Source organism: Chloroflexota bacterium, assembly GCA_034717495.1.
Taxonomy (GTDB): Bacteria; Chloroflexota; Anaerolineae; order JAAEKA01; family JAAEKA01; genus JAYELL01.
Window position 1 is genome coordinate 76,902 of sequence record JAYELL010000108.1, and the last position, 11,492, is coordinate 88,393.

At 56.8% G+C, this 11,492-nt stretch carries 12 protein-coding genes and 1 tRNA gene; 8 read left to right on the top strand and 5 right to left on the bottom strand.

Annotation, left to right across the window (positions count from 1 at the left end; genetic code table 11):
- Window positions 1-542: 542 nt before the first annotated feature.
- Window positions 543-1,598, top strand: coding sequence for a LysM peptidoglycan-binding domain-containing protein (locus U9R25_19470; protein MEA3338075.1), 1,056 nt, complete (start codon window positions 543-545; stop codon window positions 1,596-1,598).
- On the opposite strand, the gene U9R25_19475 is transcribed toward U9R25_19470, so the two are convergent.
- From U9R25_19475 to U9R25_19490, 4 genes are all read right to left on the bottom strand, one after another.
- On the bottom strand, window positions 1,595-2,740 hold the full coding sequence (locus U9R25_19475) for a carboxylate-amine ligase (protein ID MEA3338076.1): 1,146 nt from the start codon (window positions 2,738-2,740) through the stop codon (window positions 1,595-1,597). The two genes, U9R25_19470 and U9R25_19475, sit on opposite strands and share 4 nt — an antisense overlap.
- A 25-nt stretch (window positions 2,741-2,765) precedes the next feature.
- Window positions 2,766-3,905 (bottom strand): carboxylate-amine ligase, encoded by a 1,140-nt coding sequence (locus U9R25_19480; GenBank protein ID MEA3338077.1) that lies wholly within the window; start codon window positions 3,903-3,905, stop codon window positions 2,766-2,768.
- Between the two features lie 59 nt (window positions 3,906-3,964).
- Entirely contained in the window at window positions 3,965-4,390 is a 426-nt protein-coding gene (locus U9R25_19485; GenBank protein ID MEA3338078.1) for a hypothetical protein, read from the bottom strand.
- A gap of 101 nt (window positions 4,391-4,491) precedes the next feature.
- Window positions 4,492-4,587 (bottom strand) — tRNA-Sec (locus tag U9R25_19490).
- Window positions 4,588-4,832: 245 nt separating this feature from the next.
- Here U9R25_19490 and U9R25_19495 point away from each other — a divergent pair.
- Window positions 4,833-5,045 (top strand): hypothetical protein, encoded by a 213-nt coding sequence (locus tag U9R25_19495; protein MEA3338079.1) that lies wholly within the window; start codon window positions 4,833-4,835, stop codon window positions 5,043-5,045.
- A gap of 237 nt (window positions 5,046-5,282) precedes the next feature.
- On the opposite strand, the gene U9R25_19500 is transcribed toward U9R25_19495, so the two are convergent.
- Window positions 5,283-5,663: a hypothetical protein gene (locus tag U9R25_19500; GenBank protein MEA3338080.1), complete on the bottom strand. Its 381-nt coding sequence runs from the start codon at window positions 5,661-5,663 to the stop codon at window positions 5,283-5,285.
- Between the two features lie 129 nt (window positions 5,664-5,792).
- Here U9R25_19500 and U9R25_19505 point away from each other — a divergent pair, with 129 nt between their 5' ends.
- Genes U9R25_19505 through U9R25_19530 form a run of 6 tightly spaced genes read left to right on the top strand, consistent with a single transcriptional unit; the run spans window position 5,793 to window position 11,261 of the window.
- Window positions 5,793-6,962, top strand: coding sequence for a GNAT family N-acetyltransferase (locus tag U9R25_19505; protein ID MEA3338081.1), 1,170 nt, complete (start codon window positions 5,793-5,795; stop codon window positions 6,960-6,962).
- Between the two features lie 8 nt (window positions 6,963-6,970).
- Window positions 6,971-7,291: an XdhC family protein gene (locus U9R25_19510; protein ID MEA3338082.1), complete on the top strand. Its 321-nt coding sequence runs from the start codon at window positions 6,971-6,973 to the stop codon at window positions 7,289-7,291.
- Between the two features lie 50 nt (window positions 7,292-7,341).
- Entirely contained in the window at window positions 7,342-8,124 is a 783-nt protein-coding gene (locus U9R25_19515; protein ID MEA3338083.1) for an XdhC/CoxI family protein, read from the top strand.
- A gap of 4 nt (window positions 8,125-8,128) precedes the next feature.
- A complete protein-coding gene (locus U9R25_19520; GenBank protein MEA3338084.1) occupies window positions 8,129-9,331 on the top strand; it encodes a CaiB/BaiF CoA-transferase family protein in 1,203 nt (400 codons plus the stop codon).
- The gene (locus U9R25_19525; GenBank protein MEA3338085.1) at window positions 9,331-9,738 is read left to right on the top strand and encodes a hypothetical protein; all 408 of its coding nucleotides are present in this window, start codon (window positions 9,331-9,333) and stop codon (window positions 9,736-9,738) included. Before U9R25_19520 ends, U9R25_19525 begins: the two co-directional genes overlap by 1 nt.
- Window positions 9,735-11,261: a peptidase S10 gene (locus U9R25_19530; protein ID MEA3338086.1), complete on the top strand. Its 1,527-nt coding sequence runs from the start codon at window positions 9,735-9,737 to the stop codon at window positions 11,259-11,261. The genes U9R25_19525 and U9R25_19530 overlap by 4 nt, the downstream gene beginning before the upstream one ends.
- The last annotated feature ends 231 nt before the right edge of the window (window positions 11,262-11,492 follow it).

An 11,492-nucleotide genomic window follows, 5' to 3' on the forward strand; every position in this document is an offset into this window, starting at 1 on the left:
GGCGGAAATGCCAATTCGATCTGCGGCGCACCAGGATCCTGTGCCGGTTGTTCAACGACCTCACCCGGTTCCGGCTGGATCACTTGCTCGTCCGGCTTTTCACTGCTCGGCTTTTCACTGCTCGGCTGTCGCGCCGAGGAATAACCTTTTGGTGTTAAAATAGTCATAGCTTTTTCCTTTCTACTTGTTATTACTTGTCTGGGCATTCGCCCCCTAAGCGCCTGATTTTACCGCAAAATCCCTTCCCTGTCGATTCTACGCTGCCATAAAACGATGCTAACGCTACTTCCGAGCACGCTTTGTCGAAGGTAGCGCCTTTCGGCGCGCGATCGAGGGTGGTTGTTTGGGCAGAAGAGTTGTTGTGAGAGTCAGGTTGTAGTATTTTGACTACACGAAGCACATTTGGCCTCTTCTCCGGCAAACATGCGCTGCTCCCTGGCCGGGTTTTCCTACCCGTGAAAAAACGGGCTTGACAGGTTGTGGCCGTTGAAGTATAGTGCGGCTGCCGGGCGAAAACAAACAAAACCTCGGGAGTGGTTACAGTGACAATCCTGCGAAAAATCTTCATATCGGCCATCGGTGTCCTGCTTGTGATGTTTTCCTGCATAGGTGTCGAGCCAGTTCTGGCCAGTCCCGACCTCCAGGAAACAACCTATGTGGTGCAACCGGGCGACACCCTGTGGGAGATCGCGCGCTACCACGGTGTCAGCTACCAGGCGATTATGGATGCCAACGGGGTCACCGACCCGGCTTACCTGAGAACCGGCCAACGGCTGACAATACCTGGTACACCTGCTTCCGGTGTGACTGCCTCCTCTGACCCAAATGCTTCGGGGGAAACCCACGTCGTACAGCGTGGCGAGAATCTCTCGGCAATTGCCTATCGCTACGGGATCAGTTTGTCCACCATCGGCCAGGCCAACGGTATCGTCAACCCTTCCCATATCCGGATAGGCCAACGATTGATGATCCCAGGCGGCTCCGCGCCAGATGCTGCTGAAACATTGCCGACGCCTGCAGCCACCCCTGAAGTAAGGACCCGAAACCACGTCGTCAAATCGGGCGAAACCCTCTCGGCAATTGCTGCCAACTACGGCACCTCAGTGGCTGTTATCATATCGGCCAACCGGCTGAACAATCCATCGGTCATCACGCCAGGCCAACGGCTCCAGATCCCCGAACCGCCAGCCTCAGCACCCATCCCGACGACGACACACGCCGACCTCAGCATGAACGTCAGCATCAGCCAGCAGCGATGCCAGGTCTACTCGGGTCAGGAGCTCCTCTACGATTGGCCCTGCTCCACAGGTCGTCCGGGAGTCGGCACAAAAACCGGCACCTTCCACGTACAGAGCAAAATCCGGGATGCCTGGGGATCGCGCTGGGGTTTCTACATGCCCTACTGGTTGGGTATCTACTGGGCCGGAGGCACAGAGAATGGAATCCATGGGCTCCCATACGCACCCGGCGGCGCCCCCATCTGGGAAAACGCCCTGGGAACACCGGTTACCTACGGCTGCGTACTACTTGGAACCCACGAATCCAAGGCTCTCTGGGACATGGCCTACATCGGCATGCCGATTACCATAGGTTATTAGAAGTTCGCGGTTTCCCCGACCAGAAAATCGACAACGGAGCGCATAGCCTCGTCGTGATTTTCCTCCCCTCCACGCTGCTGGTAGATGCTCAATTGACGGTCGGCGCTGGTGCCGTGCTCCAAAATGCGATAGATTCCGTCAATCTCCCGCCGACTGCCAAGCCGTTCCACTTCATCATCGATAAGAATCAACAATTCGCGGACCAATTGGCGAGCATCTATCTCCTCCGCCTTGCCGAAATCGATCATCTTGCCGTCCAGTCCGTAGCGCAGAGCCCGCCACTTGTTTTCGGCAATCAAGTCCCGGCGGTACATGCGAAAGGTCATGTTGCGCTTGCGAAGAGTCCAGAGCCACGAGACAATGGCCTGTAACAAGGCAGCGACGGCGATCGCGTCATCAAGGGTCGTGCAGATATCGGGAACCCGGAATTCTACCGTAGGAAAGCTGTAATGGGGGCGAACGTCCCACCAAATCTTGGACCCATCGGGGATGCATCCCGTGTTGACCAGGCGCTGGACGAAGCGTTCAAAGTCCGCCCACGATTGAAAGCTCTCAGGCAATCCGGTGCGCGGAATGTCCTCGAATATGACCGACCGGTAGGACTTCATGCCGGTGTTCTTACCAGCCCAGAAGGGAGAGCTGGTTGTCAGCACCAGGATATGAGGCAACATGTAGCGCACCATGTTCATGCAGTCGATAGCGAAATCCCGGTCTTCGACGCCGATATGGACATGCATACCGAAGATCAGCATGCGTTGAGCGAGCATGCGCATGTTCTCGACCACAGTGGAATAGCGTTCAAAAGGGGCGATTTCCTGGCCCATCCAGTGAGAGAACGGATGGGTGGAAGCAGCCGCGATTCGAAGACCGCGGCCCTCCGCCAGCTGGGCGATGTGAGTTCGTTGGGCAACAAGTGCTTCCTTCAGTTCAAAAACATCGCTGCACACCGGGGTTCCCAGCTCAACCATGGAAGCGTGAAGCTCGGGCTTGAGTTCTCCTGTCTTGAGCTTACCCTTGACAATCTCCACAGCACCCTGCTCCGATTCCATGAATTGCGTGATATAGGAGCGAAGTTCACGCGTCTCCGGATCGATGATCTGATATTCTTCCTCAATACCAATGGTGAGCGATGGTGCTTTCATTACCCTACTCTTCCTCCGGAACAGACTATTCGATCATTGTCTCCTGAACAAGGGCGTCAACCACGGCCCGCAACGCCTCTTGGCTGTTCTCATCGCCGCCGTGCGCCTCGTACAGGGCCAGTTGTCGATCTGCACTGGTGCCGTGCTCGATCATGCTATAGACGTGATTGATCTCCTGCCGGCTGTTCAGCTTATCAACGTAGGGATCGATCAGCCGCAGCATTTCCCTGAGCAATTGACGGGCGGGCACCTGATCCTCCTGGCCAAAGTCGATCAACATGCCATCCAATCCATAACGTTCGGCCCGCCACTTGTTCTCATGGATCAAGCTTCGGGGATAGCGCCGAAAGCTGATGTTTTTGCTCTTCAGATCGACGAGCCAGGCAATCAATGCCTGTACCATCGCGACGATACCCAACGCGTCATCCAGGCTGGGACACATATCGAATAGGCGAAACTCCAGGGTTGGATACAGGCAGTGTGGGCGCGCGTCCCACCAGATCTGATGCTCCCCGCTAATACAATTGGTCCGGAGAAGAAGATCAACGTACTGCTTGTACTCGGTATACGATGCAAATTGATGAGGAATGCCGCTGCGGGGAAGGTTGTCCCACAGAATCGCCCGGTAGGACTTCAGGCCCGTATTGCGGCCATGCCAGAATGGCGAGCTCGTCGACAGGATCAACAGATGCGGCAACATGTAACGAACAACGTTGAGGCAATCAATGGCCAGATCCCGATCCTCAACCCCGATGTGAACATGCATGCCAAAGATCAGCATGCGCTGGGCGACAACCTGCAAATCCTCGACCAGGCCATGAAAGCGTCCATGTCTCGGCAACAATGGGTTTTGCCAGGAGGCAAAGGGATGGGTACCGGCCGCAGCGATCTGTAAGCCCTGTTCTTTAGCCGCATCGCAGACCAGCCTACGCTGCCGCGTCAGAGCAGCGCGAGCCTCGACGACATCGACGCAGACCGGCGTTGCCATGTCGATCATACTCGCCGAAAGCGCCGACTCCAGCGGCCGATCCTGGTCGAATTGGCGCACGACCGGCTGCTCTCGATCCACAGAACGAGTGATAAAGGAGCGCAGATTGCGCGTCTCGGGATCGATGACCTGATATTCTTCTTCGATTCCGATGTTCAGTGTGGGCACATTTGACATGGGCACCTCCGCGCAAGCGGAGTTTCGCAGCTGTTTGAAAAGGGGTCGTCAGAAAACAATCATCCGTTTGAACCACCATCAATTGGCTGACTCTCGATGCCTCGATCGCTCCACAGCAGGCCCTCGGCCTCCTCCCTGGCCCGATCCTTTTCAACAAACACGAGATCGAACGGCACGACTCTTTCATCCAGCAGGGAGTTATCGCGAAGCAGTCGCAGAATCAATCTGTAGGACGAACCGGGTAATGGATTCTTCAAATGCATGGTGAGGGAGATATAAGTATGTTGGACATCGACCATCACCATGGAGGCTTGCTCATACCCGGCCTCGTCGAGAATCGTTAGCTCAAGCGTCGGAGAATCGTTGAATTGCGTCAACTCGATGCGGGCCCAGACCCGTTTTAGCTCAGGGTAAGGCAACGCCTGAGCGCGCAAAAAACGAGGCGGGTCTTCCTCGGACAGCAATCCGATAGGTTGATTGACCATAGCAACAAGAAGTGATTCGTTTCGCAGCGAAGACTCAGCTCAGGGTCAGAAGACGACATCGTTTGACTGCAGATTGTGATGTCGACTCCCTGAGAAGCGAGCGGGAGTGGATGGGAGTCGAACCCACCGTGGCTACCTCCGCGGTACCCACCACCGATTTTGAAGACCGGGGCGCCCACCGGGACACATCCACCCCCAGGATTGTTGCCGATAATACACGATTTGCACCGTTCGGTCAAATGACCTTTTGACAAGGTCGGCGAGATCGATTTTGTGGACAGTTTGCAGGCACCAATGTGCTAAACTGATCTTGCGGGATTCCTATCTCGCGATGAGAGAGGGGCCTTGACGTTTTCCAAAATGCGCTTCTGGCTGTGGTGCTCCTCTTGCCCCAGAATCTCATTGCTGATAGAAACCGAGGAGGATAACTGATGAAACGGGCATGGAAATTATTCGCAACAACTATCCTGGCGACGATTCTATGTCGCCCCTGTACTTTTCTGTCGACTCAACAGCCGGATGGTATGAGCTGATGTCTGATCCGGTTGGTGGCCAAAAACGCAACCACCTGCCGGTGGAAATCGTCTCGGACGATCTTCCGCCGGTAGCTACAGGTGGTTGTTTGGCGCTGGAAAAGCGCCTGGTTTGGTGGTGACAAAATCCTCAAACTGGTGTAGAATGGAGGCAGATCACTGTTCATCAGGTGCCGCTACCTTGTTCTCCGACCACCTTCCTGCCAACGTCCACCTGTACCTGAATGCGCTGAGCTTGCGGCGGCAGAAACGCCGTTCGATCGGGATGGCAGGGTCGACCTTCAGGTCGACTGGTACACCAACTCCTGCGCCTGCCTGGTGTATGAACAACCCAACGTCATGACTAACCAATTTGGCCGCTACTGCACCACCAGCCCAGCCAGAGTCCATTCCAGGGCGATAAGTCCAACGTAACGGCCGCCTTTCAGATCAAAAGCAAGAACTCCGTTGACAAGCTGTGGTTTGCCAAGCAGAACGCCAAGGAGTGGGAGCAGGTGGAGAACAAGCTGCTCGACACGGGCTGGACTACAGAGCAGTGCGTTGCGCTCTACCTGGAGCCTGGCCAGAACTACCGGAACCGTTATGATATTAGCAAGGCGCCAGCGGATAAGGCTCAGATGGACAGGGCCAATAACAATCTGGACCGCTGTCGCCAGTAAAGACCGATCATCATGAAATGCACCAACTGAGGAAGTGACCTGGCTCCAGAAGACAGTTTCTGTGGCGTATGCGGCGCGCAATGCCCCCACCTGCCCCCTGCGTTTGCCGATGCGCAGGCACGTTCTTCGCTGTTAAAGAGTCAGCATGACGCCGGCCAGTTGACTCCAAGGTCAACTTGTAGCATGCCGCGAACGTGATATAATCTCTTCATGATACCCGCAATCATCCCGGCTGCTGGCCTTTCCACACGCATGGGCGGCGACGTGCCCAAACCTCTGCTGCCATGGGGTGATCGCACGGTTATCGAGGCGGTTGTGACAGCAGCATTGCAAGCTGGCGCAACGCCGAAACTATCGGTGGTTGTCACAGGACACCGCCACCAGGAGATCGAGGCAGTATTGAAGGATCACCCGGTGCGCTGTGTGTTCAATCCAGCCTACCAGCAGAAGGAGCTATTGTCCTCGCTGCAGATCGCTTTGCAAGCCCTGCCAGAAACCTGTACCGGAGCGCTTCTCGCTCTGGCTGACCAGCCGCAGGTAGGGCCCTCGGTTATTGCCGGGATCCTTGACACCTTCCTTGGCACAGGACAACGCCACATCGTCGTGCCAAGCTATCAAATGCGGCGCGGGCATCCCATTGTCCTGCCTCGATGGCTGTGGCAAAATGTGCTGAAACTGCCCGCCGGAGCCACACTTCGAACTCTGATCGAGGAATACACAGAAAACATCCATTACCTGGTTGTCGACACGCCGGTGGTGCTCCAGGACCTGGATACGCCCCAACAATACCAAAAAGCCCTGGCAGCCCAGACGAAATCCAATGGAGCACTTATGTCCACTCAACCCACTCTTACCACAGAACGCCTCGTACTCAGGCCTTTCTCCATATTGGACGGTCCCCAAGTACAACATCTTGCCGGCAATCCGGCGGTAGCTGCCACAACCCAAAACATTCCCCACCCGTACGAGGATGGCATGGCGGAGTCCTGGATCAGCACGCACGAGGACCTGTTTGCCGGCGATCAGGGTATCGTGTTCGCGGTCACGCTGAGGGACGGCGGTGACCTGGTCGGCACGATTAGCCTGCTTGGCCTCAACCGCGGGGATCGTTTTGCCGAACTGGGTTACTGGATCGGTTTGCCCTACTGGAATCGGGGATTCGCCACCGAGGCGGCCCAGGCCCTCATTGCTTACGGTTTCAGCGGATTGAATCTCAACCGGATCCAGGCAAGACACATGACGCGAAACATGGCATCGGGCCGGGTCATGGAAAAGACGGGGATGCAATGTGAAGGAGTACTCAGACAGCGCATCTTCAAGAATGGCAGGTTCGAGGACATGCGACTTTTCAGCATCCTGCGCAGCGAGTACAGGGGATAACCGGCGATATGGATTCTTTTTACCACAAACTTCAGGATTTCCTGACGGCCGGAGAAACGGTTGCTGTGGCCACGATCACAGAAGTGCGCGGTAGTGTCCCCAGAGAAGTGGGCGCCAAGATGATCATTCATCCCCTGGGCGCCCACGTAGGCACCGTCGGCGGCGGCTGCGGAGAAGCTGACGCCATCAGGGCGGCCCTGGATGTGATCCAAACCGGCCAACCCGCGACCGTCCATGTCGACCTGACCGATGACCCGGCCATGCAGAGCCTCGGCGTCTGCGGTGGAATCATGAACGTATTCATCGAACGATGGAGTCCGGAAACCTGAGGGCTCTTTTCCGTGATCTACCGAAGAAGAAACCCCTGTGGAATACACCAATGACAGAAAAATTCCTGGATGCCCTGATTTCGTCCCTTGAAGACCGTCGTCCCGTTGCTGTGGCGACGGTCATAGCTGCATCTGATGATGGACCGATCGGGAACAAGGCCCTGGTCTGGCTCGATCAGAATCCCCTGGGTGAGCTTGGACTTGGTGGCCTGGAAGCCAGGGTTCTGGAAGAGGCCCGGACGGTTCTAGAGGGAAGAAATCATCAGGTTCTGGTCTACGACAGCGAGACTGGTCAGGTGAAGGTCTTCGTGGAGGTCCAGCAACGCCCTCCTGACCTCGTTATCGTCGGCGCCGGCCACATTGCCATGCCACTGGCCCGATTGGGAACCCTGTGCGATTTCACTGTGACTGTGCTGGACGACCGGCCTCAATTCGCCAACCGCCAGCGCTTTCCCCAAGCTGACACCGTTCTGACGTTACCCCTCCAGGCGACTATGCGAAAATGGGCCGCGGCCGGGCGATTGGACCTCGACACTTTTGTTGTTTTGGTCACACGAGGCCACCAACACGATATCGACTGCCTGCTTGAAATCCTGGACCAGCCGCTGGCCTACATCGGCATGATCGGCAGCAGGCGCCGGGTACGTACCGTCTTCGATCTGTTATCAACCGAGATGGGCATTCCGCCCGAGGCCTTTGACCGGGTCCATGCCCCCATTGGGCTCGATATCGGCGCACGCACGCCGGCCGAGATCGCTATCTGCATCATGGCAGAGATCATCAATGTGCGTCGCAGTGGCCCGGCACCTTCAATCTCCGATGAACGAAAGTAATCCCATGCAATCAAACGACATCCTGACGGGAATCAAGGTGGTCGATCTGACCCAGGCTCTGGCCGGCCCCACCTGCACCATGTACCTGGGCGACATGGGCGCCGATGTCATCAAGGTTGAACGACCTGGCAGCGGTGACATGAGCCGCGACTACGGCCCCCCTTTCATCGACGGTGAAAGCGCCTATTTTCTTTCCATCAATCGTAACAAGCGCAGCCTGACACTCAACTATCGCAAACCGGAGGGGTTGCGCATCCTCCACCGATTGATCGACGAAGCCGACGTGTTTGTCAACAATCTTCCCCGACAGGCATCGTTGGAGAAGTATGGTCTTTCGGCAGAGACGTGCCTGGCCCGCAATCCCCGGTTAATCCATCTAAGTATCACCGGATTCGGGCGCACAGGGCCCTATGCCGACCGCAGCGGCTACGACGTCGTCGCGCAAGCCATGTCGGGAACCATGGACCTGACAGGCGAAGCGGACCAGCCACCATTGCGCTTTCCGGTCGCCATCGCCGACATCACCGCCGGCCTATTTGGGTTGATCAGCGTCCTGGGCGCCCTGTATGCCCGCGAGCGAACAGGGAAGGGCCAGGCGATCGACACCAGCCTGCTGGAGACACAACTCACCTGGCTCAGCTACGTGGCCGGCAGCTACTTCGCCACCGGAGAACAGCCAGCGAAACTGGGCAACCTGCATCCATCGATCACCCCCTACCAACCCTTCAAGACGGCCGATGGCCGATGGATCATTGTTGGGGTTGGCAGCGACCGGCTGTGGCAGGCCTACTGTAAAGTCATTGGCGCGGAGGACACCCTGATGAACGATCCTCGCTACGCTACCAACAGCGCCCGCAACGAAAACCGACCCACCCTGCTTCCCCTTCTTGAAGAAATCATGGGCAAAAAACCAGCTGACCACTGGTTGGCTGAACTTCAGGAGGCTGGCATTCCCGGCGGGCCGATCAATACAGTGGAAGAGATCCTGGCTGACCCCCAGATAGCAGCGCGGCGCATGATCGTCGAGCTAAACCACCCGGTGGTCGACCTGGCGAAATCCCTGGCTTTTCCGGCCAGGTTCTCCGATACACCCATCACCTACCGACTGCCTCCGCCCCTCCTGGGCGAGCACACAGACCAGGTTTTGACCGCACTGGACTATTCGCCTGGTGAAATCGAACGGCTTCACCAGGCCGGAGTGGTCTGATGCCTGGCTACCCGCGGAACGTCGGACCGGGGAGTCAGGCATCAGACCACTCCGGCATTGATTATGTCGAGTGGGAAACGAACGAAGCACTGCCCTGTCAGGTGGGCGCACTGTTCGCCCGCGGCAACGCGCTACCTCAGATACGGAACCCCGACCGGTTGGCGGCCGCAGGCAGCGAGGCCGATCAATACGAACTAATTCGCTCCACCATCCTGGATGCCCTGGATGCCATTATGACTGCACTGGAGATCACGGTCGATAACCTGGATGCCTTTCGAGAGGAATTGGCCTCAGCCTCCCTGGTTGCCGCCAATCGTGAACTTGCGCCCCTCGGGGTAATACTACTTGACCTTTCCATTAATGAGTTCCGGCCCTGGGATGGCGGGCCGAATACCGAGGAATCATGACTGACAAAACCGGCAAGAACAACGATGGCGGAAACAAGACCCAGGATAAGCTACCCGAGGACAACCTGGTTACAACCCGGCACGAAATCACAATTGATGGGACACCCATTCCCTACACCGTGACCACCGGCACGATTGTGCTAAGAGAGGAAACGGATAAAAAAGATAACGACGACAAAAGGAATGAGGCGGATGGCGAACAGCCCAAGGCATCCCTCTTCTTCGTCGCCTACACACGCGATGACGTGGACGCCAAGGAGAAACGTCCCATCACCTTCTCCTTCAATGGCGGGCCCGGCTCTTCCTCCGTCTGGTTACATCTGGGTGTCCTCGGTCCCAAGCGTGTCCTGATGGACGATGAGGGCTGGCCCCTGCCACCCCCCTACCGGCTGGTCGAAAACGAGTGCTCGGTGTTGGATGTGACCGATCTGGTCTTCATCGACCCGATCAGCACCGGCTTCAGCCGCCCTGTACCCGGTGAAGAGGCCAAACAGTTTCACAATTTCACCCGGGACATCGAGTCGGTGGGTGATTTCATCCGGCTGTATACCACTCGCTACAAACGCTGGAGTTCGCCCAAGTTTCTTGCCGGCGAGAGCTACGGAACGACCCGTGCCGCCGGCCTCTCCGGGTATCTGCAGGAACGCCACGGCATGTACCTGAACGGCATCATGCTGGTATCCAGCGTGTTGGATTTTCAGACGATTCGTTTTACCCCTGGCAACGACATGCCCTTTCTGCTCTATCTGCCCGTCTATGCAGCAACCGCCTGGTATCACAAACGACTGCCCGACGACTTGCAGCAACTGGAATTGCAATCGCTGCTGAATCAGGTAGAAACCTACGCTATGACATCCTATGCGCTGGCTCTGCTGAAAGGAGATGCGCTTAGCCGCGACGAGAGGCAGGAGGTGGTGCAAACTCTGGCCCGCTACACCGGTCTGAGCGAGGATTATGTCGATCGCACCGATCTTCGCATTGACATCCAACGTTTCACCAAGGAACTTCTTCGGGATCAACGACGAACTGTGGGGCGGATTGACAGTCGGTACACAGGAATCGATCGCGATGCAGCCGGCGAACACTTCGAGGTGGATCCCAGCATGAGCGCCACATCAGGCCCGTACACTGCTACCTTTAACGACTACGTGCGCGATGAACTCCAGTACGAAAGCGATCTTCCCTACGAGATACTGGCGCGTCTCTACCAGACCTGGAGCTACAAGGAGTTCGAGGGCAAGTTCGTATACGTGGCGGAAACCCTGCGCAAGGCTATGACGGCAAATCCCAGTTTGAAGGTTCATGTAACCAACGGATACTACGATCTTGCCACCCCCTATTTCGCCACCGAGTACACCTTCAATCACCTGGGGCTGGACGAAAGTTTGCGGGATAACGTCAACATGAGCTATTACGAGGCGGGGCACATGATGTATGTGCGAAAACGCTCCCTCGTCAAGATGAAAGAGGAACTGGCGAGTTTCGTTGAAGACGCAATTCCTGCGCCGCAGCAGGAAGACTGATACTTGCCGGGAGTGACACCGCCAAAAACCGTCACTCCCGCGTAGGCGGGGATGACGGCTGCCAGATGCGATTGCCCTGCCGGACAGCGTGCTGGCGCGTGACTTGTCGCAGGAACCGTTGTATACTGACAATGACATCAGCGACCGCGGTTTCTCTGGCGTGAACACCGTGCCCCTGACAAACGTGTAATGGCTGAGTCGTGCAGCATCTTTCGTTCAGCTCGCGACCGA